Source organism: Sulfurifustis variabilis (assembly GCF_002355415.1).
In the GTDB taxonomy this organism is placed as follows: domain Bacteria; phylum Pseudomonadota; class Gammaproteobacteria; order Acidiferrobacterales; family Sulfurifustaceae; genus Sulfurifustis; species Sulfurifustis variabilis.
The window spans coordinates 707,392-733,383 of sequence record NZ_AP014936.1 but is presented as its reverse complement, the minus strand read 5'-3'; the positions used below and the strand labels follow the sequence as shown (position 1 = coordinate 733,383).

General features: G+C 67.9%; 23 protein-coding genes. 2 read left to right on the top strand and 21 right to left on the bottom strand.

Features of this window, described 5'->3' with window-relative positions:
- Positions 1-11: 11 nt before the first annotated feature.
- The 4 genes from ilvN to gltX form a co-directional block, all read right to left on the bottom strand.
- Positions 12-539: an acetolactate synthase small subunit gene (ilvN, locus tag SVA_RS03605; RefSeq protein WP_096458937.1), complete on the bottom strand. Its 528-nt coding sequence runs from the start codon at positions 537-539 to the stop codon at positions 12-14.
- Positions 539-2,272 carry an acetolactate synthase 3 large subunit gene (locus SVA_RS03600; protein ID WP_096458934.1) on the bottom strand — a complete coding sequence of 578 codons (1,734 nt, stop codon included), beginning with the start codon at positions 2,270-2,272 and terminating at the stop codon, positions 539-541. Before SVA_RS03600 ends, ilvN begins: the two co-directional genes overlap by 1 nt.
- Before the next feature lie 166 nt (positions 2,273-2,438).
- A complete protein-coding gene (cysS, locus tag SVA_RS03595; RefSeq protein ID WP_096458931.1) occupies positions 2,439-3,824 on the bottom strand; it encodes a cysteine--tRNA ligase in 1,386 nt (461 codons plus the stop codon).
- Positions 3,825-3,842: 18 nt separating this feature from the next.
- Entirely contained in the window at positions 3,843-5,261 is a 1,419-nt protein-coding gene (gene gltX, locus SVA_RS03590) for a glutamate--tRNA ligase (RefSeq protein ID WP_096458928.1), read from the bottom strand.
- A 166-nt stretch (positions 5,262-5,427) separates the two neighbouring features.
- Between gltX and SVA_RS03585 the strand changes: the two genes are divergently transcribed.
- Both SVA_RS03585 and SVA_RS03580 read left to right on the top strand, forming a co-directional pair.
- A complete protein-coding gene (locus SVA_RS03585; protein ID WP_096458925.1) occupies positions 5,428-5,928 on the top strand; it encodes a peptidylprolyl isomerase in 501 nt (166 codons plus the stop codon).
- Between the two features lie 13 nt (positions 5,929-5,941).
- Positions 5,942-6,700, top strand: coding sequence for a UDP-2,3-diacylglucosamine diphosphatase (locus SVA_RS03580; RefSeq protein ID WP_096458922.1), 759 nt, complete (start codon positions 5,942-5,944; stop codon positions 6,698-6,700).
- 45 nt (positions 6,701-6,745) lie between these two features.
- Here the strand turns inward: SVA_RS03580 and SVA_RS03575 are convergent, their stop codons facing one another.
- The 17 genes from SVA_RS03575 to SVA_RS03495 all read right to left on the bottom strand — a co-directional run bounded on the left by SVA_RS03575 (position 6,746) and on the right by SVA_RS03495 (position 25,930).
- Complete coding sequence (locus SVA_RS03575; RefSeq protein WP_096458919.1) at positions 6,746-7,471, bottom strand: hypothetical protein; 726 nt, start codon at positions 7,469-7,471, stop codon at positions 6,746-6,748.
- A gap of 17 nt (positions 7,472-7,488) precedes the next feature.
- A complete protein-coding gene (locus SVA_RS03570) occupies positions 7,489-8,718 on the bottom strand; it encodes a glycerate kinase type-2 family protein (protein WP_197703354.1) in 1,230 nt (409 codons plus the stop codon).
- 11 nt (positions 8,719-8,729) lie between these two features.
- Complete coding sequence (locus tag SVA_RS03565) at positions 8,730-9,911, bottom strand: O-succinylhomoserine sulfhydrylase (RefSeq protein WP_096458916.1); 1,182 nt, start codon at positions 9,909-9,911, stop codon at positions 8,730-8,732.
- 465 nt (positions 9,912-10,376) lie between these two features.
- Positions 10,377-11,900 carry an amidophosphoribosyltransferase gene (gene purF, locus SVA_RS03560; RefSeq protein WP_096458913.1) on the bottom strand — a complete coding sequence of 508 codons (1,524 nt, stop codon included), beginning with the start codon at positions 11,898-11,900 and terminating at the stop codon, positions 10,377-10,379.
- Positions 11,901-11,926: 26 nt separating this feature from the next.
- Positions 11,927-12,433, bottom strand: a complete 507-nt coding sequence (locus SVA_RS03555) for a CvpA family protein (protein ID WP_096458910.1) — start codon at positions 12,431-12,433, stop codon at positions 11,927-11,929.
- A 24-nt stretch (positions 12,434-12,457) separates the two neighbouring features.
- The gene (locus tag SVA_RS19675) at positions 12,458-13,081 is read right to left on the bottom strand and encodes an SPOR domain-containing protein (protein WP_096458907.1); all 624 of its coding nucleotides are present in this window, start codon (positions 13,079-13,081) and stop codon (positions 12,458-12,460) included.
- A gap of 126 nt (positions 13,082-13,207) precedes the next feature.
- On the bottom strand, positions 13,208-14,479 hold the full coding sequence (gene folC, locus SVA_RS03545; protein ID WP_096458904.1) for a bifunctional tetrahydrofolate synthase/dihydrofolate synthase: 1,272 nt from the start codon (positions 14,477-14,479) through the stop codon (positions 13,208-13,210).
- 13 nt (positions 14,480-14,492) lie between these two features.
- Positions 14,493-15,395: an acetyl-CoA carboxylase, carboxyltransferase subunit beta gene (accD, locus tag SVA_RS03540; RefSeq protein WP_096458901.1), complete on the bottom strand. Its 903-nt coding sequence runs from the start codon at positions 15,393-15,395 to the stop codon at positions 14,493-14,495.
- Positions 15,392-16,228: a tryptophan synthase subunit alpha gene (gene trpA, locus SVA_RS03535; RefSeq protein WP_096458898.1), complete on the bottom strand. Its 837-nt coding sequence runs from the start codon at positions 16,226-16,228 to the stop codon at positions 15,392-15,394. Before trpA ends, accD begins: the two co-directional genes overlap by 4 nt.
- Complete coding sequence (trpB, locus tag SVA_RS03530) at positions 16,228-17,427, bottom strand: tryptophan synthase subunit beta (protein ID WP_096458895.1); 1,200 nt, start codon at positions 17,425-17,427, stop codon at positions 16,228-16,230. Before trpB ends, trpA begins: the two co-directional genes overlap by 1 nt.
- Complete coding sequence (locus SVA_RS03525) at positions 17,424-18,044, bottom strand: phosphoribosylanthranilate isomerase (protein ID WP_096458892.1); 621 nt, start codon at positions 18,042-18,044, stop codon at positions 17,424-17,426. The genes trpB and SVA_RS03525 overlap by 4 nt, the downstream gene beginning before the upstream one ends.
- Positions 18,045-18,063: 19 nt before the next feature.
- Positions 18,064-18,843 (bottom strand): tRNA pseudouridine(38-40) synthase TruA, encoded by a 780-nt coding sequence (gene truA / locus SVA_RS03520; RefSeq protein WP_096458889.1) that lies wholly within the window; start codon positions 18,841-18,843, stop codon positions 18,064-18,066.
- A gap of 94 nt (positions 18,844-18,937) precedes the next feature.
- On the bottom strand, positions 18,938-21,262 hold the full coding sequence (gene parC, locus SVA_RS03515) for a DNA topoisomerase IV subunit A (protein ID WP_096458886.1): 2,325 nt from the start codon (positions 21,260-21,262) through the stop codon (positions 18,938-18,940).
- 22 nt (positions 21,263-21,284) lie between these two features.
- The gene (parE, locus tag SVA_RS03510; protein WP_096462811.1) at positions 21,285-23,180 is read right to left on the bottom strand and encodes a DNA topoisomerase IV subunit B; all 1,896 of its coding nucleotides are present in this window, start codon (positions 23,178-23,180) and stop codon (positions 21,285-21,287) included.
- Between the two features lie 158 nt (positions 23,181-23,338).
- Positions 23,339-23,866, bottom strand: a complete 528-nt coding sequence (locus tag SVA_RS03505) for a CNP1-like family protein (protein ID WP_096458883.1) — start codon at positions 23,864-23,866, stop codon at positions 23,339-23,341.
- A gap of 88 nt (positions 23,867-23,954) precedes the next feature.
- Entirely contained in the window at positions 23,955-24,569 is a 615-nt protein-coding gene (locus SVA_RS03500) for a DUF3501 family protein (RefSeq protein ID WP_197703352.1), read from the bottom strand.
- A complete protein-coding gene (locus tag SVA_RS03495) occupies positions 24,566-25,930 on the bottom strand; it encodes a heterodisulfide reductase-related iron-sulfur binding cluster (protein ID WP_096458880.1) in 1,365 nt (454 codons plus the stop codon). The genes SVA_RS03500 and SVA_RS03495 overlap by 4 nt, the downstream gene beginning before the upstream one ends.
- Between the last annotated feature and the right edge of the window lie 62 nt (positions 25,931-25,992).

Below are 25,992 nucleotides of genomic sequence, written 5' to 3'. Positions count from 1 at the left end.
CTTCGAATTCGTCAGGAGGCGGACGCCGCGCGGGCGGGCGGGCGCTCCTCCAGGCGCAGGCCCTTCTCGCCGCGCGCGATGCCGGACACGCCGGAGCGCACGACTTCCACGATGCCCGCGCCGCGCACCGCCTCGATGAAGGCGTCCAGCTTGTCGCCGGTGCCGGTCAGCTCGATGGTGAAGGTGCGCTCGGTCACGTCGATGATGTGGCCGCGGAAGATGTCGGTCAGCCGCTTCACCTCGTCGCGCATGTTTCCTTCGGCGTGCACCTTGATCAGCAGCATCTCGCGCTCAATGTGCGGACCTTCGGTGAGGTCCATGAGCTTCACCACGTCGACCAGCTTGTTGAGCTGCTTCGTGATCTGCTCGATGACGTCGTCGCTGCCGCGGGTAACGAGCGTGAGGCGCGACAGGGTCGGGTCCTCGGTCGGCGCGACGGTGAGCGACTCGATGTTGTAGCCGCGCGCGGAGAAGAGGCCGGCGACGCGCGAGAGCGCCCCCGCCTCGTTCTCGAGGAGCATGGAAATGATATGCCGCATCAGGCGAGCTCCCGGTCGGTGGGCACGACCGCCCGGCACGGCCCGAGCTGCATCTCGTGATGGCCCTTGCCGGCCGCGACCATGGGGTAGACGTTCTCCGTCTGGTCGGTGATGAAGTCGAGGAACACCAGCCGGTCCTTCATCTTGAGCGCCTCTTTCAGCGCGCCCTCGACGTCGCCCGGTTTCTCGATCCGCATGCCCACGTGGCCGTAAGCCTCGGCGAGCTTGTTGAAATCGGGCAGCGCGTCCATGTAGGAGTGCGAATAGCGACGGTCGTAGAAGAACTCCTGCCACTGCCGCACCATGCCCATGTAGCGGTTGTTGAGGTTCACGATCTTGATGGGCAGGTCGTACTGCTTGCAGGTCGAGAGCTCCTGCAGGCACATCTGGATCGAGGCCTCGCCCGTGACGCACGCGACCGTGGCTTTCGGGTGCGCGAGCTGCACGCCCATGGCCGCCGGCAGGCCGAAGCCCATGGTGCCGAGCCCGCCCGAGTTGATCCAGCGCCGCGGCTTGTCGAACTTGTAGAACTGGGCGGCCCACATCTGGTGCTGGCCGACGTCCGAGGTCACGAACGCCTCGCCCTTGGTCAGCTCGTAGAGCTTCTCGAGCACGTACTGCGGCTTGATGAGCTCGCTCGCGTGGTCGTACGAGAGGCACTGCATCGAGCGCCACTCGTTGATTCTCTCCCACCAGACCTCGAGCGCCGCCGGGTCGGGCTTCTTCTTCGATCCCTTGACCAGCTTGATCATGTCCTGGAGGACGGAACGCGCCGAGCCGACGATCGGAATCTCGACCGGCACGTTCTTGGCGATCGAAGCGGGATCCACGTCGACGTGCACGATGCGCGCGTGCGGGCAGAACTTGTTGAGATCGCCGGTCACACGGTCGTCGAAGCGCGCGCCGATCGCGATCAACACGTCGCACTCGTGCATGCCCATGTTGGCCTCGTACGTGCCGTGCATGCCGAGCATGCCGACGAAAAGCGGATCGGTCGCCGGATACCCGCCGAGACCCATGAGCGTGTTGGTCACGGGATAACCGAGCAGCCGCGCGAACTCGGTGAGCTCGGCGGCCGCGTCGTCGAGGACGATGCCCCCGCCCGTGTAGATCATGGGGCGCTTGGCGGAGAGGATGAGATCGACGGCCTTCTTGACCTGCCCCGGATGGCCTTTGGTCACCGGATTGTACGAGCGCATGCTGATGCTCTTCGGATAGCTGTACTCGTACTTGTGCGCCGTGACGTCCTTCGGGATGTCGACCAGCACCGGGCCGGGGCGCCCGGTGGCGGCGATGTAGAACGCCTTTTTCACGGTCTCGGCGATATCCTTGACGTCCTTCACCAGGAAGTTGTGCTTCACGCACGGCCGGGTGATGCCGACCGCGTCGACCTCCTGAAAGGCGTCGTCGCCGATGAGGCTCGTCGGCACCTGCCCGCTGAAGATGACGAGCGGGATCGAGTCCATGTAGGCCGTGGCGATGCCCGTGACCGTGTTGGTCACTCCCGGACCCGAGGTCACGAGCACCACGCCGGGCCGCCCGGTCGAGCGCGCGTAGCCGTCGGCCGCGTGGGCCGCGCCCTGCTCGTGCCGTACCAGGATGTGCTTGACCTTGTCCTGCTTGTAGAGAGCGTCGTAAATGTGGAGCGCCGCCCCGCCGGGGTAGCCGAAGATGTACTCCACACCCTCGTCCTGGAGACAACGGACGAAAATGTCTGCGCCGGTCAGTTCCACGGTGGCCTCAGAAAACAAAAAGCCCCGGTCGCCCCTACATCCTGGCGCCTGCGGGCCTTGGCGTATCTCGGAATCGGATCAAAAGAAACTTACTTATAAGTATGGGCAGGGTCAATAGGAAGGACCGAAAAACGGGTATTTTTTAGATAGTTAGGCGCACCCCGCCTCATCCTCGGCGCCAAGTCGTTCCCTGCGCGCTGTCCTCGAGAATCACGCCGAGGCGCTTGAGCTCGTCGCGGATGCGGTCGGATTCCGCCCAGTCGCGATTCTTGCGGGCGGCGGTGCGTCGATCGATCATCGCCTGGATCGCCTCGTCGTCGAGGCCGCCCCGGGTCGCCGGCGCCCCCTTGAGGTAGTCTTCCGGACTGTCCCGCAGCAGCCCGATCATGGCGCCCAGCCCGCGAAGCGTGGCTCCGAGCTCCGTCGCTTCCTCGTGCCGCCCCTCCTGCCGTGCCCGGTTGAGGGCAGTGGCCAGCCCGGCGAGCTCGGCGATCGCCTTCGGCGTGTTGAAATCGTCGTCCATCGCCGAGTAGAAACGCTCGGCCGCCGCCGGATCCACGTCGCCCCCGGCCGGCGCCTCGCGCAGGGCCAGGTAAAAGCCGGTGAGCGCGGCGCGGGCGTTCTTGAGGTTCTCGTCGGTGTAGTCGAGCGGGCTGCGGTAGTGGCTCGCGAGGATGAAGTAGCGCAGCTCCTCGGCGCTGTACTGCTTGAGCACCTCCCGGATCGTGAAGAAGTTGCCGAGCGACTTCGACATCTTTTCCTCGTTCACGCGCACGAAGCCGACGTGCATCCAGAGGTTCACGAACTTGTGCCCGGTCGCGCCCTCGCTCTGGGCGATCTCGTTTTCATGATGCGGGAACTTGAGGTCCATGCCGCCCCCGTGGATGTCGAAGTGCTCGCCCAGGCAGGCCGTCGACATGGCGGAACACTCGATGTGCCACCCAGGCCGGCCCGGCCCCCAGGGCGAGTGCCAGGCGGGCTCGCCGGGCTTCGCGGCCTTCCAGAGGGCGAAGTCGAGCGGGTCCTCCTTCGCCTCGCCCACCTCGACCCGGGCCCCGACCCGCAGCTCGTCGATCGACTTCCCCGAGAGCGCGCCGTAGTGGCCGAACTTGCGCACGCGGTAGTACACGTCGCCGTTCGGCGCCGGGTAGGCGTACCCGCGCCCGACCAGCGCCTCGATCATCGCGATGATTTCGGCCAGATGGCGGGTGGCCCGGGGCTCGGCGTCCGGAGCGCCAAGGCCGAGCGCGACCTCGTCCTCGCGCATGGCGCGGATGAAGCGCTCGGTCAGCGTGTCCACCGATTCGTCGTTTTCGGCGGCGCGCTTGATGATCTTGTCGTCGATGTCGGTGATGTTGCGCACGTACGTCACATCGAAGCCGCGCGCCCGCAGGTAGCGCACCACCGTGTCGAACACGACCATGACCCGCGCATGCCCGACGTGCGCGTAGTCGTAGACCGTCATGCCGCACACGTACAGCTGTATCTTGCCGGGCACGATCGGCGTGAGCGGCTCCTTGGTGCGAGTCAGGCTGTTGTAGATCGTCAGCATGCGTGCGTGCTTTCGGAGTCAACGGGTATGTGCGAGGGCGCGGACGAGGCGCGCGCGGGCGCGCTCGTAGCCGATCAGGGGCAGGAGATGCGCCATCTCCGGTCCGTCGAGCTCGCCGGTGAGGGCGGCGCGCAGCGGCTTGAAGAGCGTCTTGCCGCTGCGGCCCGTCCGGATCTTGAGCGCGCCGCTTACGGCGGCGAAGCTCGCGCGGCCCTCCTCGAGCGCCGGCAGGGCCGCCTCGAAGAAGGACCGTCCGGCGTCGGCGATCGCCTCGCGGGCGCCCGAGGACAGCGCGAGCTCGTCGCCAAAAACGACGCGCGCCCAGCGGGCGACGTCGACGGGGAAGAGGACGTTCGGCCGCACCGCCGCGATGAACGCGTCGTGCGCCGAGGCCGGCACGAGCGCCTGCGTCTCGCCGCCCGCCCAGCGCCAGAAGGCATCCGCCGAAAGCGTCTTCACGGCCTCGCGCTGCCAGTGCAGGAGCTGCGTCTCGTCGTAGCGCGCCGGAGAATGATGCACACGGGCGAGGTCGAACCGGGCGGCCAGCTGCGCGTGGGACAGCAGGCCGGGTTCTTCATAGGTATGACCCAGGCGCGCGAGATAGTTGTCGATCGCGGCGGGCAGGTAGCCGGCCGCCCGCAGCTCCGCGAGCGAGCGGCTCCCGGTGCGTTTGGAGAGCGGCGCCCCGTCGGCCCCGACGACCAGCGGAATGTGGGCATACGTCGGCACCGGCAGCCCGAGCGCCTCGAGCAGCAGGATCTGTCGCGGCGTATTGGCGAGGTGGTCGTCGCCGCGCACCACCAGCGTCACGCCCATGAGCGCGTCGTCGACCGCGTTGCAGAAGAAGAACGCCGGCGTGCCGTCCGAGCGGCGGATCACGAAGTCGCCGATGTCCGTCGTCTGGAACCGCTGCGCCCCGCGCACGCCGTCCTCGAACTCGACGGTGCGGCCGTCCGCGACATGGAAGCGCAGCGTCGCGGGCAAGGCGCGTGCTCGCCGGGCCTCGATCTCGGCAGGAGAAAGCAGCCGGCACCTGCCCGAATAGCGCGGCGGTCGGCCTGCTGCGAGCTGCGCCTTGCGCTCCATCTTGAGCTCGTGCTCGCTGCAAAAGCACGGATAGGCGAGCTCCCTGGCCTCGAGCACCCGGGTGTAACGCTCGTAAAGCTCGCCGCGCTGCGACTGCGCGTAGGGGCCGTTCGGACCGCCGACATCCGGGCCCTCGTCCCAGGCGAGGCCCAACCAGGCGAGGTCTTCCTGCAGGGCGGCCGCGTAACGGTCATGCCCTCGCACCGCGTCCGTGTCCTCGATGCGCAGCAGGAACGCGCCCCCCCGCCCTCGGGCGAGCAGGTGGTTGAACAGGGCCGTCCGCACGTTCCCGAGGTGCAAAAGGCCCGTGGGGCTTGGCGCAAAGCGCGTTTTGAACCGACCGGCGGTCATGCGGGCGAATGGTAGCGGATCGCTGAGCGAGGGCGAAGCACTTGATATTGCGCCGTTTCCGCCCTCCGTTCACAATCTCCGGTTACACGGACGCACTCCGCAGCACCGATAAAAGCGGGCCGGGCGCGCAGGGATTCGAAACCGGCCTCACGCCGAGCACAAACGCATGATCCACATGAAGACCAACTTCGGCACCATCGTCATCGAGGTGTTCGAGGACAAGGCGCCGAAGACCGCGGCCAATTTCCTCCAGTACGTGCGCGACCGGTTCTATGACGCCACGATCTTCCATCGCGTCATCGACAACTTCGTCATACAGGGCGGCGGGTTCGGACCGGGCATGACGCAGAAGATCGGCCGGCCGCCGATCGAGAACGAGGCGAAGAACGGCCTGCGGAACAGCCGCGGCACGCTGGCGATGGCGCGGGCGAGCGATCCGCACTCCGCGTCGAGCCAGTTCTTCATCAATCTCGCCGACAACGACTTTTTGAACTACACGGCATCCACCCCGGCCGGCTGGGGTTACTGCGTGTTCGGGCGGGTGGTCGACGGCATGCAGGTCGTCGACCAGATCAAGGGCGTTCCGACCGGAACGCGCCTCGGTTTCAAGGACGTGCCGCTCGCCGACGTGATCGTCGAGGAGGTACGGGTGGTGGACGTCAAGTAGGCGATCCGCAGGCGTGGCGACCCTCTTCATTTCGGACCTCCATCTGACGGCCGCTCGCCCGGAAATCACCGCGCTCTTTCTCGACTTCCTCGCCCGGGAGGCGCGGGGCGCGGACGCGCTCTACATTCTCGGCGACCTGTTCGAGTACTGGATCGGCGACGAGGCCGTCGACGCACCCGAGTACCGCCCGATGATCGCGGGGCTGCGGGGCCTGACCGACGCCGGCGTGCCGCTCTACGTCATGCACGGCAACCGCGATTTTCTGATGGGCCCCGCGTTCGAGCGTGCGACCGGCTGTCGTCTGCTTCCGGACCCCGCGCGGATCGACCTTTACGGCACCGCCGTGCTCCTGACGCACGGCGATGCGCTTTGTACGCGCGACGAGGAGTACATGACCTTCCGCGCGGTCGTGCGCGATCCGGAGTGGCAGCGGGGATTTCTGACGAAGAGCGTCGCCGAGCGCGAGGCGATCGCGCGCAATTACCGGGAGCTGAGCCGCCAGTCCACGGCCGCGAAGCGGCCCGAGATCATGGACGTGACGCCGGCTGCCGTCACCGAGCTGCTGCGCGCTCGCGGCGTGCGCGACTTGATCCACGGCCATACGCACCGGCCGGCCGAACACGTTTTCGAACTGGACGGCGCGCCGGCGCGACGCGTGGTCCTCGGCGACTGGTACGATCAGGGGAGCGTGCTGCGCTGCACGCCCGACGGATGGTCCCTCGCCACCCTGACGCGCGTCGAGGCCCGCCAGCGGCGCATGGGAAGGACTTAGGCCAGGCCCGCTCGAGACAACTCTCGGGCCTCAGCCCCTGTCGGGCTACCGGGCGCGCAGTTCCTGGATCGTCAGCCGACGATAGCCCTGCGGAACACGAAAGAGCTCCGGATCGATCGCCAACCCCGTCTTGTAATCGACCAGCTCGGTCGTCCGCGTCCGAACCGGGTTGCGCGTCGTCTCGGTCAGCCTGATCGGGAAGCCGTGCGCCAGGTGACGCGCGGGCAGGTACACGTTGTTCGCGAGGTCGCAGGGCGACTGCATCTCCTTTGGCGTGGAGGCGAGGGCCACGGCCTGCTCGCCGGCCAGGCTTTCGCGATACTCGGCGAGCGCCGCAACGGCGTCCGGCAGCAGCCCCTCGGCGGCGTAAAGGTCGTAGCACAGCTGACCGTTCGTGAGCAGTCGGTAGTGAACCACTTTACGGCCGGCCACGTCGGGAATCGGCTCCCCGTTCCGCCGCTGCACGTCGTGCGTCAGACCCGTGGCCGCCGACTTGACCGGCTGGTGGCCGATGACGAGCACGAGCCCGTCGGCCGCATTGACGCTGTAGATGGTCTTGTCGGCACGCTGATAGAGCAGAAAATCGCCGGCATCGACGCCGTCGTCGATGCGAAGGTACTCGCGGGTGATGAGCATGCGGGTCCCGCCCGCTTCGGTGCCTTCCTCCTCCTCCACGAAATAGAGGGCGGTCCCCTTCTCCGGGCCGGCGGCGTGCGTGCATGCGGCGAGTGCGCATGCCGCGAGAAATGCAGTCGACAGGAATCGGGTCATCGTATTCCGGCTCGTTGTCAGGGTGGCAGGCGCAGCCCGAGTACCAGATCCATCACGTTGGTGCCCGTCGGTCCCGTTCGGATCAAGTCGCCGCTGGCCTCGAGAAACGTCCCCGCGTCTGCGCGGGCGAGCGCGCCCGATGCGGAAAGGCCGGCCGCTTCTCCGCGGGTGATCGTCTCTCCGTCCACCAGCGCCCCGGCATCATCCGTGGGGCCATCGGTCCCGTCCGTTCCGGCGGCGAGCAGAAAGCTGTGCGGGTGACCACGGAGCACCACAGCGGCGGCCAGGGCCAGGCTCTGATTGCGTCCGCCGCGCCCCGGCGCGTATGGCAATCGTACGGTCGTCTCGCCGCCCCAGACGTGCACGCGCCGAGGCCCGGATTGTAACAGCCGCGTCGCGAGACGGGCACCGGCGGCGAGCGCGTCGCCGGCCAGCGGCTCGGCTTCGCACGTCACCGCGAGCCCTCGTTCCCGCGCGGCCCGGGCGGCCGCCTGCTTCGCGTCCTCCGGACGCGCGACGATCTCGAAACGCACTCCGGTAAAGACCGGGTCACCCTCAACCGGCACGGGCGGCGCGTGCTCCAGCAGCGCGCGCAGCTCCGGCGGCGCGTCGTCGATCGGTTCCTGGCCGATCGATGCGTCGGCGACGAGCGGCCCGGAGCCGATGTACCGCGGGTCGTCGCCCGGCACGTCGGAGACGGCGAGGCACAGCGTCTTCCGCGGCGACAGCAGCGCGGCGAGCCGGCCGCCCTTGATGAGCGAGAGGCGCTTGCGGATGCGGTTCGCCGCGGAGATGTCCCGGCCGGAGGCGAGAATCCACTCGTTCAGGCTGCGCAGGTGCTCGAGTCCCGCACCTTCCGGGAGGCGCTCGACGAGCGCCGAGGCACCGCCGGAGAGCAGCACCAGCACGGACGCATCGGGCGGGAGCTCCTTGATGTACTCGAGCAGGCGATCGCCCGCCGCGAGACTCGCGGAATCCGGAACGGGATGACCCGCGGGGAGGACCGGCCAGGGCAGCGGCTCTGCGTAGCCATGCTTGGTGATGACGAGTCCGCGGCGAACACCGTCGCCGAGCGCCTCGGCGGCGCCGCGGGCCATCGGACAGGCGGCCTTGCCGACAGCGATGAGATGGACAGGACCGGCGGGCGGGTGCGCCTGCAGAAACTCGCGAACACGCCGTGCCCCGTTCACCGCGGAGACGGCGGCCTCGAAGATCTCGAGCAACGCCCGCCGCGGATCGAGGGCCACGGCGCCTGTCTCTACCCCAGCCCGCGGGCCAAGTCGCGTTGCAGATCCTCGACGTCTTCGAGGCCGACCGAGACACGCACGAGTCCGTCGCTGATGCCGGCCTCGGCGCGCTGTTCCGGCGTGAGGCGGCCGTGCGTCGTCGTCGCGGGGTGGGTGATCGTGGTCTTCGTGTCTCCGAGATTCGCGGTGATGGAGATCAGGCGCGTCGAGTCGATCAGGCGCCAGGCGCCGTCCTTTCCGCCCTCGACCTCGAAGGAGACGATGCCGCCGAAGCCCGTCTGCTGACGGCGTGCCAGCGCATGCTGCGGGTGCGACGCGAGACCCGGAAAGTAGACCCGCTTCACGCGCGGCTGGCGCTCGAGCCACAGCGCCAACTCGAGCGCGTTCTCGCTGTGCGCCTTCATGCGCAGCGGCAGGGTCTCGAGGCCCTTGAGGAAAACCCAGGCGTTGAAGGGGCTCATGCTCGGCCCGGCCGTCCGCAGCACGCCGAAGATCTCCTTGCCGACGAGCGTCTCGCTCCCCACGACGGCGCCCCCGACGCAGCGCCCCTGTCCGTCCAGGTACTTGGTGGCGGAATGGATCACCAGGTCGGCGCCGAGCGGAATCGGGAGCTGCAGCGCGGGCGTGCAGAAGCAGTTGTCCACGGCGAGGAGCGCCTTATGGGCGTGGGCAAGCTTGGCGAGCCGGGCGATGTCGGCCACTTCCGTCAGCGGGTTCGAGGGCGTCTCGACGAAGAAGAGCCGGGTGTTCGGCCGCACGGCCCGCTCCCACGCGTCATACGCCGTGAGCGGCACGAAGCTGGTCTCGACGCCGAAACGCGCGAGGTAGTTCTGGAACAGCATGACCGTCGTGCCGAAGATCGAGCGCGAGGCGACGATGTGATCGCCGCTCCTGAGCAGCCCGAGGCAGATCGCGAGGATCGCCGCCATGCCGGAGGCGAAGGCCACGCACCGCTCGCCCCCCTCCAGCGCCGCGAGGCGCTGCTCGAACGTGCGCACCGTCGGGTTCGTGAAGCGCGAGTAGATGTTGCCCGGACTCTCGCCCGAGAAGCGCGCGGCCGCCTCGGCCGCGCTCTTGAAGGCGAAGCTCGAGGTCGGAAAGATCGGCTCGGCGTGCTCGCCCTCGCTGGTGCGGACCTGGCCCGCGCGCACCGCGCGGGTGGCCGGACCCCACTGCTCCTCGTCGTGCGACATGGTGACCTCGCTAACTCATCCGGCCGCGGGCGGCCGGGCCGGCGCGCGGCGCGCCTGCTGGCCTCTCTCCCACCCGTGCGCTCCGCGCATCCATGCGCTCTCGCGGCATTACGCCGTCCCTGGAGGGCACAAAAAAACCCGCGGCGCAGCCTGAGCGGGTTTCGCTTCGCTTTAGCTGCATTTGTTGCGCGCCCGCAAGCTGAACTCAAATCGGCGCGATCGAAATGGAACGTATAACACAGGTCGAGACCTGTCAACGCGGCCAGGAATGCGATGTAAAGGACTTTCTTCTCTCCCTCTCCCGCGCGAGCGGGAGAGGGAGAGGCCTTCGCGAACGTCCAGTGGACGTTCGCGCCGCCGGGCGGGCCGCCAGGAAGGCGGCCCTGGACTTTCCCGCGCAGCAGGATGCGCAGCGGGAAAGGGGAGAGGGTCCTCGCCTTTCCACGCCAGTAACTCGGCGTGGTGTCAGCGCGGGAACGTCAACACCTCGGCGGTCTGCTGCTCGTTCCCACCCGCGGCCGCCCGCTTGCTCCGCGCCGCGTCGTTGCGGTTGCGCTCCACCTTCTTCAGGTAGTCGAGGCTCACGTCCCCGGTCACGTACACGCCGTCGAAGCAGGAAGCGTCGAAACGGCTGATGCGCGGGTTGCCCTCGCGTGCCGACTCGATGAGATCGGGCAGGTCCTGGTAGATGAGGGCGTCGGCGCCGATCAGGCGGCACACCTCGTCCTCGGTCCGCCCGGACGCGACGAGCTCGCTCGCGGCCGGCATGTCGATGCCGTAAACGTTCGGGTACCGGACCGGAGGAGCCGCGGAGGCAAAGTACACCTTGCGCGCCCCCGCCTCGCGGGCCATCTGGATGATCTGGGCCGACGTCGTGCCGCGTACGATCGAGTCGTCGACCAGCAGCACGTTCCTGCCCTTGAATTCGACGTCGATGGCGTTGAGCTTGGCGCGGACGGACTTCTTGCGCTCCGCCTGCCCCGGCATGATGAACGTGCGGCCGATGTAGCGGTTCTTGATGAACCCCTCGCGGAACTTGACGCCGAGCGCGTACGACATCTGCAGCGCAGCCGTGCGCGAGGTGTCCGGGATCGGAATGACCGTCTCGATGTCGAGGTGCTTCCATTCGCGCTTGATCTTCTGCGCGAGCTTTTCGCCCATGCGCAGGCGCGTCTTGTGCACGTAGATGCCGTCGATCATGGAGTCCGGCCGGGCGAAGTACACGAACTCGAAGATGCAGGGCGTATGCTGCGGGTTGTCCGCGCACTGGCGCCAGTGCACCTGCCCCTCCATGTCGATGAACACCGCCTCGCCCGGACCGACGTCGCGCACCAGCTTGAAGCCGAGCACGTCGAGCGCGACCGACTCCGAAGCGATCATGTGCTCCGGACCCTTGTCGGTCTCGCGCCGCCCGTAGACCAGCGGGCGGATGCCGTGCGGGTCGCGGAAGGCGAGGATGCCGAAGCCGACGATCAGCACGACCACGGCATACGCGCCGCGCGCCCGCCGGTGCACGGCCGCGACCGCGCGAAAGATGTCGTCGGGCGAAAGCCGCAGGCGGCTCACGGCATGGAGCTCGTGCGCCAGGACGTTGAGCAGGATCTCCGAATCGGAGGTGGTGTTGATGTGCCGGAGGTCCTCGCGGAACAGCTCCTCGGCCAGCCGGTCGGCGTTCGTCAGGTTGCCGTTGTGCGCGATCGCGAGGCCGAACGGGGAGTTCACGTAGAACGGCTGGGCTTCGTTCGGCGTGTCGCATCCGGCCGTGGGGTAGCGCGCGTGGCCAATGCCCATGTTTCCGACGAGCCCTTCCATGTGCCGCTGCTGGAACACGTCCCGCACCAGGCCGTTGTCCTTGCGCAGGTACACGCGCTTGCCGTCGCTCGTCATGATGCCCGCGGCGTCCTGCCCGCGGTGCTGCAAGACCGTGAGCCCGTCGTAAAGGGCCTGGTTCACGGTACCCTTACCGAGGACGCCGACGATGCCGCACATGAACCTGCTCCGGTTAAAAAAACAGTCTAGCCATAGCGGATATGCCGGGCAACATCCTGCGGGAGATATTGCTTGACGGATACCGCGGCACGCTGCAGGTGCGGCGCGAAGAGGGACTCGCGCCACCACGTGCGCTGCGGCAACGCGGTGATGCCGGCGACGAGGAACACGATCACCAGGATGATGCCCCCGCGCAGGAGTCCCACGATGCCGCCGAGCACGACGTTCGGCGTGCGGAGGGCGCCGCGCAGCGGCAGGATCCGGTTGACGAAGTAAACGACCACGGTGCCGATCAGGAACACCACCAGAAACACGACCACGAACGCGGCGACCAGGCGCAGCTGCGGTTCGTTGATCAGGCTGTCGAACCACGATGCGGCGGGCTCCGCGAACAGCCAGGCGATGAACGCCGAAACCGGCCAAAGGACCAGCGACAGCACCTCGAGCACGAAGCCGCGCAGCGCGCCCGTGAACATGAAGGCGACGAGCACGGTCAGCATCAGGTAGTCGAAGGCGTTCACGTCGAAAGACACTCGGCGACCACGGGGCGGCGAGCGCTACGGGTAAGCGAGCACGACGCCCTGCAACCCGATCTCCTTCTGGATCTGCGCCTGGGCCTTGAGCGCGAGCGCCTTGTCGCGAAAGGGACCGACCTGCAGACGCACCGCCTTGCCGGCATCGAGCGTGATGCGCTCGGTCCGCACCGCGTGTCCCTGCTCGCGCAGCTTGTCCTCGAGCCGCTCGGCATTCGTGATATTGGAGAACGTGCCCACCTGCACGACCCATCCCCGATCGAGCTTGGCGGCGGTCTTCGTGGGCTCGGCCTTCACCGCGGGTTTCGCGGCCTGGGTGGTCGCGGCCTTGGCCGTCGGCTCGGCCGGCACGGGGGCCGGCGTTGCGGCGCCGGCGGAAGACGATGCCGCCGTCACGGACACCAGGGCGGGTTTGGCGGACGGCGATTCGGTGTTCGGCCGGCGGAGATCGGTCACCGCGACCTTTACCTCCTCGCTCTGCCGATCGTCGAGGCGAACCGTCGTCGGCGCGACGGCGACGGTAGAGGTCGGCGGATCCCGCTCGCTGAGTATCATCGGAACGAAGATCACGGCGGCGGTGACGAGGATGACGGCGCCGAGGATCCGGTGTCTGGGGTTGAACTCCGTGCCGGGATCTTTCTGCGTCATGAAGGGTCCGGAAGATGGCCGACGAACCGTCCTGGCCTTTCAACTCGCTCGGGTCACGGACAGGCGCGCGCCCGCTTCACGTTACATTGTTGAGTGCCCGGTCCGTGGGCCGCGGCGGGCTTGATTCTAGGGGCTACCCGCCGGATCGAGGTGCGCCAGTATACCACCGACGGTGTAGAACGAGCCAAACACCACGATGCGGTCTCCCGCGCCGGCAGCGTGCCGGGCCGCCTCGAAGGCGGCATGCGCTCCGGCATGACAGGCGACGGGTCTGTCCACCCCGCCCTGCTTCAGCGCTTGTACCGACTGCTCGGCGGTGGCCGCTCGCGCGCCGTCGAGTACCGCGACGTGCCACTCGTCGATGAGCGGCCGCATCACCGCGGCAACCTCGGCGATCGGCTTGTCGATCAGCATCCCGAAGACCGCGAGCGTGCGGCCGGCAACCCGGTGTTGGCGCAGCGTTTCGGCCAGCGCCCGGGCCGCTTCGACGTTGTGCGCCACGTCGAGCACCACCGTGGGCGCGCCGGGCAGAACCTGGAACCGCCCGGGGACGAATGCCGTCACCAGCCCTTCGCGGATGTGGGCCTGGGTGACGGGAAAACGATCCGTCAGCGTTTCGAGCGCCGCGAGCGCGGCGGCCGCGTTGCGGAGCTGGTGGGCGCCGCGCAGCCGGGGGTATGGCAGGCCCGTGCGCACGCGCGCCCCGAAACGGAAGTTCCAGCCGTTGGTCGCCGGCTCCGCCTCGAAATCGCGACCGAGAAGGTAAAGCCGCGCCCCCACCTCGCGGGCGGCGTCGAGCAGGCTGCGCGGCGGGTCGGCGTCTCCGCAGACGGCGGGGACGTTCTCCCTGAAGATTCCCGCCTTCTCCCGCCCGATGCTTTCCCGGTCGGGTCCGAGCCAGGCGGTATGGTCGATGCCGATGGAGGTCACGACCGCCGCCACCGGATCGACCGCGTTCACGGCGTCGAGCCTCCCGCCCATCCCCACCTCGAGCACGGCGATGTCGACGTCCTTTTCGCGCAGAACGTCCAATGCGGCGAGCGTGCCGTACTCGAAGTAAGTGAGCGGCGTCTGTCCGCGCGACGCCTCGATGCGCTCGAAGGCCGCCGTCAGCTCGGCGTCCGTCGCCATGACGCCGTCGACGCGTACGCGCTCGTTGTAGCGGATGAGGTGAGGCGAGGTGTAGGCGCCGACCCGATAGCCCGCGGCACGCAGCATCGCGTCGCACAGCGCCACCGTGGAACCTTTGCCGTTCGTTCCGCCGACGGTGAGGACCGTGAACGGCGGATGGCGCAGGCCCATGCGCTCGAGCACCGCCGCGACGCGCTCGAGACCGAGCTCGATCGTCCGGGGATGGAGCTTCTCGATCCAGGCGAGCCAGTCGCCGAGGGAGCGCACGTTCGGGCGCGTGTCAGGTGTGCTCGGTATCGGTCTCGGGGGCGCGAACGACGCCGGCCGGCGGCTCGCGCGTCAGCGTCGCGAGCAGGCGCGCAATGCGCTCACGCAGTTCCCGTCGATCCAGGATGAGGTCGATGGCGCCGTGGGACAGCAGGAACTCCGAGCGCTGGAAGCCCTCGGGAAGCTTCTCGCGCACGGTCTGTTCGATGACGCGCGGGCCCGCGAACCCGATCAGGGCCTTCGGCTCCGCGATGATGACGTCGCCCAGCATCGCGAGGCTCGCCGACACCCCACCCATGGTCGGATCAGTGAGCACCGAGATGTACGGAATGCCGCGTTCCCCGAGCTGCGTGAGCGCGGCCGCGGTCTTCGCCATCTGCATGAGCGAAAAAAGCCCTTCCTGCATGCGCGCGCCGCCGCTTGCGCTGAAGCACACGAGCGGGATCCGCCGTTCCAGACAGACGTTCACGCCGCGCACGAAACGCTCGCCGACCACCGAGCCCATCGAGCCGCCCATGAAGTTGAACTCGAAGGCCATGCCGACCAGCGGCAGCCCCTGGAGAGCGCCCTGCATGACGACGAGCGCGTCGCGCTCCCCGGTCTCGCGCTGCGCCTCGCTCAGCCGGTCCTTGTAGCGCTTGAGATCCTTGAACTTGAGGACGTCGACCGGACCCAGGTTCGCGCCGATCTCCTCCCGCGGCTCGGGGTCGAGGAAGAGTTCCAGGCGTCGGCGCGCGCCGATGCGCATATGGTGATCGCACTTCGTGCAGACGCTTTGATTCTTCTCGATCTCGGCCGAGTAGAGCACCGCGCCGCAGGCGGGGCATTTGCGCCAGAGCCCCTCGGGCACCGCGCCTTTCTTCGCGCCGCCCTGGCTCTTGATCTTCGGAGGAATCAGCTTGTCGAACCAGCTCATCGCGCGCCTCCTGCCGCGCGGGTTTCGCTCGCGCGGTCCATCGCGGAGCGCAGGCGGCCCACGAAGGACGGGACTTCGGCGAGGATGCGCTCGGGATGGGCCGCGTTCTCCTCCATGCGCCGCACGATGGCGCTGCCGACGACGACCGCGTCGGCGAATTGCGCGACTTCCGCGGCGGTCTCCGGACCGCTGATGCCGAACCCGACACCGACCGGCAGCTCGGTCAGCCGGCGGATCGCCTGGATCTTCCTGCTCACTTCGTTCACGTTCAGGTGGCTCGCCCCCGTGACCCCTCGCAGGGATACATAATAGATGAAGCCGCGGGCCGCCTGCGCGATGGTACGCATGCGGTCCGGCCCGGTGGTCGGCGCGATCAGAAAGATGGGGTCGAGGCCGTGGCGCTCGAACGCCGCGAGCACCGGTTGGGCCTCCTCGGGCGGCAGGTCGACCGTCAGCACCCCGTCCACGCCCGCTGCCTCGGCCTGGGCGGCGAAGGCCTCGTGGCCTGTCACCTCAATCGGGTTCAGGTAGCCCATCAGGACGATCGGCGTCGTCGTATCCTTGGTGCGGAACTCGCGCACGATTTCGAGGACGCGCTTCAGCCCGATATGGTGCTTGATCGCCCGCTCTGCCGCGCGCTGGATGATGGGACCGTCCGCCATGGGGTCCGAAAACGGGACGCCGAGCTCGATCACGTTCACCCCCGAGCGCACGAGCGCATGCATGAGCGGCACGGTGATCCAGGGGGCCGGGTCGCCCGCCATCACGTAGGGAATCAGCGCCGTCCGGCGCTGCTTCTTCAAAATCGCGAACTGCTGGGCGAGGCGCGACACTAGAATTTGATCCCCTCGAGTGCAGCCACGGTATGGATATCCTTGTCGCCCCGCCCCGACAGGCTGATCACGACGTTTTTCTTCCTGCCCAGCTCTCGGGCGAGCTGCTTGCCGTAGGCAAGCGCGTGGCTCGACTCGAGCGCCGGCATGATCCCTTCCGTGCGGGTCGTCTCGTGGAAGGCCGCGATCGCCTCGGCATCGGTGATCGCGACGTAGTGGGCACGACCGGAGTCCTTGAGCCACGCGTGTTCCGGGCCGACCCCCGGGTAATCGAGCCCGGCCGACACCGAATGCGTTTCGATGATCTGACCCTCGTCGGTCTCCAGCAGGTAAGTGCGGTTGCCGTGCAGCACTCCGGGTCGACCCGCGCACAGCGTCGCGGCATGGCGTCCGGTCTCGAGCCCGTCGCCCGCCGCCTCGACGCCGTACAACTTCACCTGAGGCTCGTCGAGGAACGGATAAAAGAGCCCCATCGCGTTCGATCCCCCGCCCACGCAGGCGACGAGCGCATCGGGCAGCCGGCCCTCGAACTCCCTGATCTGGTAGCGCACCTCGCGCCCGATCACGGACTGGAAGTCGCGCACCATCTGCGGATACGGATGCGGGCCGGCGACGGTGCCGATGATATAGAAGGTGTCGTCGACGTTCGTCACCCAGTCGCGCATCGCCTCGTTGAGCGCGTCCTTGAGTGTCTTCGAGCCCGACTCGACCGGCACCACCTCGGCGCCGAGGAGCTTCATCCGGTAGACGTTGATCGCCTGCCGCCTCATGTCCTCCGAGCCCATGTAGACCACGCACTTGAGCCCGAAGCGCGCCGCGACCGTCGCGGTCGCCACGCCGTGCTGCCCGGCGCCGGTCTCGGCGATCACGCGCTTCTTGCCCATGCAGCGCGCGAGCAGCGCCTGGCCTACGGTATTGTTGATCTTGTGCGCGCCGGTGTGGTTCAGGTCTTCGCGCTTGAGGTACACGCGCGCGCCGCCCCAGCGCTCGGTCAGGCGTGTCGCCGGATAGAGCGGCGAGGGCCGGCCGACATAGAGACGGAGGTCTTCCGCGAACTCCTCCTGGAACTTCGGGTCGGCGCGAAGACGCCCGTACGCCTCGCGCAGCTCGATGAGCGGCTGCATCAGCGTCTCGCCGACGAAGATGCCGCCGTAGGCGCCGAAGTGGCCACGCTCGTCGGGGAATGCGTAGGCGTTCATGCCGCCTCGCGCACCGCGCGTATGAAAGCGGCGATCTTGTGCGGGTCCTTGATGCCCTTTGCGCTCTCGACGCCGCTGCTCACGTCGACGGCCGCGGGTCGGACCCTCCGGATGGCGTCGCCGACGTTGTCGGCGTGCAGTCCACCGGCCAGGATCACGGGCTTGTGGAGATCGCCCGGGACGAGGCCCCAGTCGAAGGCGCGACCCGAGCCGCCCGATTGTCCGGGCACGTAGGTATCGAGCACGAGCCCGGTGGCGTCGGCGTAGCGCCGCTCCTCGGCGTGCAGGTTCACGCCGCCGCGCATGCGGATGGCCTTCACGTAGGGCCGGCCGTACAGGCGGCACTGCTCCGGGGTCTCCGCACCGTGGAACTGCACGAGGCCGAGGCGCGCGCGTTCGAGCACCGCGCGCACGCGCTCGACGGGGGAATCGACGAAGAGGCCAACCACAGTCACGAACGGCGGAACCGAATTGATGATCGCGAGCGCCTGCTCGAGCGTCACGCACCGCGGACTGTCCGGATCGAACACGAGACCGATGGCATCCGCCCCCGCATCCGCGGCCGCCCGGGCGTCCTCCACACGGGTGATTCCGCAGATTTTCACGCGCGTACGCATGGGAAAAAGCCGCGGGAGCTTACCAGAGCCCCGGGCCGGCCGAAAGCCGGGGCAGGCGAAACGCCTCCGGGTATTCCACGGCCGTGAGATAGAGCCCGTCCGGCGGTGCCGTCACCCCGCCGCGCGTACGGTCCCGGGCGTTCAGCACCTCCCGCGCCCACTCCGGCGCACGCTCGCCTGCCCCGATGTCCGTCAACACGCCCGCAAGGTTGCGGACCATGTGATGCAGGAAGGCGTTCGCGTAGGCGTGGATGCGCACGAGCTCGCCGCGGCGATCGACCGTAAGGGCACGCAGCTCGCGCGTGGGCGACTTTGCCTGGCATTCCACGGAACGGAAGGAACTGAAGTCGTGCGTTCCCACGAGGTGCCGGGCAGCCGCCTGCATCCGTTCGACGTCGAGCGGGCGATATTCGTGCGTGACCCGCTTTGCGAGGTACGTCGGGCGGATCGGACGGTTGAGAATGAAATAGCCGTAATGCCGCCCGGTCGCGGAGAAACGCGCATGAAAGCCCGTATCGACCTGACCCGCCCAGAGCACGGCGATCTCCGGCGGCAGGTTGCTGACCGCGCCGCGCGCCCACGAGTAGCTCGTGCGCGCGGCGCTCGTATCGAAGTGGACGACCTGCGCGCAGGCGTGCACCCCGGCGTCGGTGCGGCCGGCGACGGTCACCCGGATCGGCTCGTCGGCGACCTTCGAGAACGCCTCCTCGACGCAGCCCTGCACGGTCCGCTTCCCGGTCTGCAGCTGCCAGCCGGCAAACCGGGAGCCGTCGTATTCGAGGATCGCGGCGATGCGCATGGACGGAATTGTAACGGGATCCGGCGCCCGACAGACCCGAGTTGCACGTCAGGGGCCACGGGTCCGTGGCCGTGCGCAAACGGCCCGGTTCGGGTCACTCGACCCGCTCGATCGCCTTCACGTCCTGGTATCCCTTGGGCAGCTTGTTGCCGCGCAGCCCCTTCTCGCCGATGTACTTCTCGACATCCTTCCAGCCGAGGGTCTTCGGCTCCTTGCTCTCGGCCTGGACCTGAAGGCGGCCGCCCTCGGGGATGACGGCCACCGCGGCGAGGTACTCCTCGCGCTTCGCCACCTTCGCGCCCGGGATGCCGAGCATCTTCTCGCCCTTCCCCTTCTCCATCCGCGGCAGGTCGCCGACGGCAAACGCGATCATGCGTCCGGTGTTCGTCGCCGCGGCCAGCCAGTCGTCTTCGTAGCTCGGCACGCGCTGCGGCGGCAACGCCTTCGCGCCCTTCGGCACCTTGAGCATCGCCTTGCCGGCCTTCTTGTTCGCGATCAGGTCACCGAGCTTCGCGACGAAGCCGTAGCCCGCGTCCGAGGCGAGCAGGTAGAGATCCTCGGGATCGCCCATGACCACGCCCGCCCAGGTCGCGCCGGGCGGCGGGTTGAGACTGCCCGCGAGCGGCTCGCCGTGCCCGCGCGCGGACGGCAGCTTGTGCGCCGGGAGCGAGTAGCTGCGGCCGGTGGAGTCGAGGAAGATCGCGAGCTGGTTGCTCTTGCCGCGCGCCGCCTGGAGAAACCGGTCGCCGGCCTTGTAGTCGAGCGCGCGCGGGTCCATCTCGTGACCCTTGGCCGCACGCACCCAGCCCTTCTCGGAGAGCACCACCGTGATCGGCTCGGTCGGCAGAAGCTGCGTCACGTCGATCGCCTTGGCCGCCGCCCGCTCCTTGAGGGGTGAACGCCGCGCGTCGCCGAACTCCCCTGCGTCCGCGATGATCTCGTCGCGAACGCGCTTCTTGAGGAGCGCCTTGGAGCCGAGCGTCTTCTGGAGATCCTTGCGCTCGCGGTTGAGCTCGTCCTGCTCGCCCCGGATCTTCATTTCCTCGAGCCTGGCCAGGTGCCGCAACTTGGTCTCGAGGATCGCCTCCGTCTGCGTGTCCGTGAGCTTGAAGCGCTTCATGAGCACCGGCTTCGGCTCGTCCTCCCGCCGGATGATACGTATCACCTCGTCGAGGTTGAGGTACGCGACGAGGAGGCCCGCGAGGATGTGCAGCCGCGCCTCGACCTTGTCCAGGCGGTACTGCAGGCGCCGGCGCACCGTCTCGGTCCGGAACTCGAGCCACTCGGCGAGCAGGTCGCGCAGGTTGTACACGCGCGGCCGGCCGTCGAGGCCGATCATGTTGAGATTGACGCGATAGGTGCGCTCGAGGTCGGTTGTCGCGAAGAGGTGGTCCATGAGCTCGACCGGGTCTACCCGGTTCGAGCGCGGCACGATCACGAGGCGCGTCGGGTTCTCGTGGTCGGACTCGTCGCGCAGATCCTCGACCATCGGCAGCTTCTTCTGCTGCATCTGTTGAGCGATCTGCTCGAGCACCTTGGCGCCCGAAACCTGGTACGGCAGCGCCGTGACGATGATCTCCCCGTTCTCGCGCTCCCATTTCGCGCGACACCGCACGGTGCCCGTGCCCGTCTGGTAGATCGCCTTGAGGTCGGCGGTCGCGCTCACGATCTCCGCCTCGGTCGGGTAATCCGGGCCTTTGATGTGCTTGAGGAGATCGGCCACCGTCGACTTCGGCTCCTCGAGCAGGCGCACGCACGCGGCCGCCACCTCCCTCAGGTTGTGCGGCGGGATGTCGGTCGCCATGCCGACCGCGATCCCGGTCGTGCCGTTGAGCAGCACGTGCGGCAGCCGCGCGGGCATGGTCTTCGGTTCCTGCAGGGTTCCGTCGAAGTTCGGCACCCACTCCACGGTGCCCTGTTCGAGCTCGGCCAGCAGCACCTGCGCAAAGCGCGTCAGGCGCGATTCCGTGTAGCGCATGGCCGCGAACGACTTCGGGTCGTCCTGCGAACCCCAGTTGCCCTGCCCGTCGATCAGCGGATAGCGGTAGCTGAACGGCTGGGCCATGAGCACCATGGCTTCGTAGCACGCCATGTCGCCGTGCGGGTGGTACTTGCCGAGCACGTCGCCGACGGTGCGCGCCGATTTCTTGTGCTTCGACGCCGCGGAGAGCCCCAGCTCGGACATCGCGTAGATGATGCGTCGCTGCACCGGCTTGAGCCCGTCGCCGAGGAAGGGCAGCGCGCGGTCGAGGATGACGTACATCGAGTAGTCGAGGTACGCCTTCTCGGTGAACTTCGCGAGCGGGAGCCGCTCGACATCGACGACGCGCGGGCGCGCATCGAGCGGAAGCGATTTCTGGCGCGTCTCGGGGGCCCGACGCTTGCCGTTCTTGGATCTGCCTGTCCCTTTCTTCGCCATGAGCTATGTCTTCACCGCGGCCTCACGCCAGGATATCGGCGCGGTTGCCATTCTTCTCGAGCCACGCCTTGCGGTCCGCCGCGCGCTTCTTGGCGAGCAGCATGTCGAGAAGCTTCTGGGTACCCTTCAGGTCGCCGAGCTCGAGCTGCACCAGGCGGCGCGTGTCGGGCGCCATCGTCGTCTCGCGCAGCTGCATCGGGTTCATCTCGCCGAGACCCTTGAAGCGGGTGATCGTCGGCCTGGCCTGGCGCCGCTCCGCCTGGATGCGCCCGAGCACGCCCTTCTTCTCGTCCTCGTCGAGCGCGTAGTACACGTCCTTGCCGACGTCGATGCGAAAGAGTGGCGGCATGGCGACGTAGACGCGCCCGGCCTCGACCAGGGGCCGGAAGTGCCTCACGAAGAGCGCACACAACAGCGTCGCGATGTGCGCCCCGTCGGAATCGGCATCGGCGAGGATGCAAAGCTTCCCGTAGCGCAGGCCATCCACGTGGCTCGCGCCCGGATCGACCCCGAGAGCGACGGCGATGTCGTGTACTTCCTGGCTTCCGAGCACCTCGCCCGAATCGACCTCCCAGGTGTTGAGGATCTTGCCGCGCAGCGGCAGCACCGCCTGGAACTCGCGGTCGCGCGCCTGCTTGGCCGAGCCGCCCGCCGAGTCGCCCTCCACCAGGAACAGCTCCGTGCGCGAGAGGTCCTGGCTCGTGCAGTCGGCGAGCTTGCCGGGGAGCGCGGGGCCGGTGCCGATCTTCTTCCGCTCGATGCGTTTGTCCGCGCGCAGGCGGACCTGCGCGCTCTCGATCGCGAGCTGCGCGATCCGTTCGGCGTCCGCGACGTGCTGCGCGAGCCAGATGCTGAACGCGTCCTTGGTGACGCCCGCGACAAAGGCCGCGGCATCGCGCGAGGTGAGGCGCTCCTTCGTCTGCCCGGAGAACTGCGGCTCCCGCATCTTGAGCGAGAGCACGTACGCGGCCTTCCCCCACACGTCCTCGGGCGCGAGCTTGACGCCCCGGGGCAGCAGGTTGCGGAACTCGCAGAACTCGCGCAGCGCCTCGGTGAGCCCCGTGCGAAAGCCGTTCACGTGCGTGCCGTCGTGCGGGGTCGGGATCAGGTTCACGTAACTCTCGAGAAGCGGCTCCTCGCCCTGCGGCAGCCAGACGATCGCCCAGTCGACCTCTTCGTTCGGCCCCTTGAAGTGCCCGAGGAAAGGCTCCTCCGGGACGAGCTCGATGTCGTCGAGCGCATTGAGCAGGTAGTCCTTGAGGCCCTCCTCGTACTGCCACTCCTCGTCGTCCTTCTTGTCCTGCTCGTTTTTGAACGTGACGTGCAAGCCGGGGCAGAGCACCGCCTTGGCGCGCAGGAGGTGCTTGAGCCGCGGAATGCTGTACTTGAGCGTGTCGAAGAACTGCGCGTCGGGCCAGAACCGCAAGGTCGTGCCGGTCGCCTTTTTCGGCACTTGCCCGACGGCGCGCAGCTCGGACGTCTTCTGGCCGTCCGCGAAGGTCATGCGGTATTCCTTGCCGTCGCGCTTCACGCGCACCTCGAGCTTCTTCGAGAGCGCGTTGACGACGGAGACGCCGACGCCGTGCAGGCCGCCGGAGTAGGTATAGTTCTTGTTCGAGAACTTCCCGCCCGCGTGCAGGCGCGTGAGGATCACCTCGACCCCCGAAACCTTCTCGCCCTTGTGCTTGTCGACCGGCATGCCGCGGCCGTCGTCCTCGACCGACAGCGAGCCGTCCGCATGCAGCACGACGTCGATGCGCTTCGCGTAACCGGCGATGGCCTCGTCGACGCTGTTGTCGACCACCTCCTGCGCGAGGTGGTTCGGCCGCTCGGTCTGGGTGTACATGCCGGGGCGCCGGCGTACCGGCTCGAGCCCCGTCAGGACCTCGATAGCCGACGAGTCGTAGACGGTACTCATGCTGGCCTCCCTGGCGAGACGCGCTCGCCAGCGCTCGAGCGCCGGCCCGTCCATCCCAGGCCGGGCGCTCGGCGGCGCAAGAGTCCACCGGACTCTTTCGAAGTGCCCGCCTCGACGGGGGAGGAATCGTAAACGGTGCTCATCGTGATGGCGTGGCGTCAGTCGTTGCGAATCGCTCTCGCCACATCCCCTGGCGCGCGGGCGGTATCGTCCTTGCACACGTAGTGCCTGTACAGGTGATATCGAAAGGCGTTGATCCCCGACAAGGGGATCGGTTGCCAGTGCGGCTCCTTCACCGGCTGAAAAGCCCGCCCGCGCGTCCCGATGGCGTAGGTCTTGTACTCACGCGTTTCGCAGCGCAGCCCCTCGTAAAAGACGTTGCGCGCCCCGCGCTCGGACTCGACCACCATCGTGAAGCGCGCGACGCCGTCCGCATCGCGCGTGATCGATCTCTCGTCGAGATAGAGCTTCAGGGTGTCGCGTGCAGTGAGCGTCACAGGCAGCAGGTCGCGGTCGTCCGGGTAGGCCGGGATCGTGACCGCACTCTCGCGCCAAGCCTCCACGGCACCGGGATCGAATTGTGGGCCGGGCTCCGGTGGATCGTACGGACCGGCGACGACGGACGCCGGGATCAGGGCGATGCCCGCGACCAGACGGCCGATCGCGATCGATCGCGAAAATCTCATGGACAGCTGGCGCGCGTACCCCTCGGCACGGGCGCGAGTATACAGGACGCGCCGCAGCCGTTCGAGCCGCGAACGCGCGGGCGCGGCGTCAGCTGAGATCTTTGGCGAGCGAGTCGCGGACGGCGGGCGGAACCGGATCGACCGACTGGCGGTAGGCCTCGTGATCGATGCCTGCGGCGATGGCGGCGCCCTGCTTGACTGCGCGCACCATCTCGGGCGCGAGCTCGAAACGCAGGAAGTGTACCGAGGACGTCTTGTTCTCGTCTTCGCGCTCCAGATCCTCGTCGGCGATCGCGTAGACCCGCTCGAACCCGTCGACCTTCATCCAGACGCGGTCCTCGACGCCCTTCAGGCGCGCGAGCGCCGCACGGCGCTCTTCGATGTCCGGATACTCCATCATGAAGGTCGCTTTCCAGTTGCTGCCGTCGGGAATCAGGGGGTTGTACGCCTCGAGCTCCTCGGCGATCCCCTCCGGCTCGAAGATGCGCTCGATGCGCAGCATCTCCTGGACCTGGTACTGCATGGTCAGCCGGTCCTCGAAGTACAGGGTCGCATTCGGGCCGATGGCGATCTGCCGGTTCTTCTTGTGGTCGAGTACCTCGCGCCGAAAGTCGGGGCGGACGCGCGCGTACTGCTCGAGCGAGTACAGGTCGTCGGGGTTGAGCTTCTGCATGGCGGCTTCCTGGATGTTGAGACCGGTCATGAAATCCTCCGTTCGATACCGTAAGCCTGGCGGAGCAGCGTGAGCGGGTGCGTGGGTCCCTGGCCGCTCTTGAGACCGTTGGCGATCTGGTGCCCGGCCATCGGGCAATCGCTCGCGTAGTAATCCGGCGACATCGCCTCGACCTTGCTCACCACCGGCCGGCAGATCTTCATCGACACCTTGTGGAACTCGCTCTTGACCGCGTAGCTGCCGTCGTGTCCCGAGCAGCGCTCGATGGCCTCGATCTCGCTCCCCGGCACCAGCGACAGCACCTCGCGGGTCTTGAGGCCCAGGTTCTGCACGCGCAGGTGGCAGGGCACGTGGTACGCGATCTTGCCCAGGCGGTTGCGGAAGTCCGTGCGCAGCTTCCCCTCCCTGTGCCGGAGCGCCAGGTACTCGAACGGGTCGAAGATCGCATCCCGCACCTTCGCCACGTCCGAATCGTCGGGGAACATCAGCGGAAGCTCCTGCTTGAACATGAGCACGCACGACGGTACCGGCGCGACGATGTCCCAGCCCTCGTCGACGAGCCGGGCCAGCACCGGGATGTTGGCCTCCTTCGCACGGGCGACGGCATCGAGGTCGCCGAGCTCGAGCTTCGGCATGCCACAGCAGCGTTCTTTCTCGGCCAGCCGTGTGGCGATGCCGTTGTGCTCGAAGACGGCGAGGAGATCCTCACCGATCTCGGGCGCGTTGAAATTGCCGTAGCAGGTCGCGAAGAGTGCGACCCGCCCGCGCGTGGCGGCGGTCGGCTCGGCGGCCTCGCCGGTCTGCGGGCGGCGACCGGCCCGCTTGCGCAGGGTGTCGCTGTGGTATTCCGGCAGGACGGCGTCGGCGTGGATGCCCGCGACCTTTTCGAGCGCGCGACGCAGCGTCGGGCTGCGGTTCGCGGCGTTGACCGCCTGGGTAACGACGGGTATGCCGGCCAGTCGGCCGACCGCATCGGTGTTCGTCAAAAACTTGTCGCGGACGCGGGTCTCGCCCTTTTTGAACTTCACCGCCTTCGCCCGGAGCATCAAGTGCGGGAAATCGACGTTCCATTCGTGCGGCGGGACGTAGGGGCACTTCGTCATGTAGCACATGTCGCACAGGTAGCAGTGGTCCACCACCTGCCAGTAATCCTTCTTCGCGACGCCGTCCAGCTCCATGGAATCGGATGCGTCGATAAGGTCGAAAAGCGTGGGGAACGCATTGCACAGACTGAAGCAGCGCCGGCAACCGTGGCAGATGTCGTATACCCGCTCCAGTTCCTTGAAGAGCGCCTCCTCGTCGTAGAACGAGGGGTTGGTCCAATCCAGCGGATGGCGGGTCGGGGCCTCTAGACTTCCCTCGCGCCGGCCTTCGGGTGCTTTGGTGCTCATGGTTCGCGATTCCTGCCGGAGAAAACCGGGCCGGCGGACGCCGGCCCGGTTTTCGTCCTGTC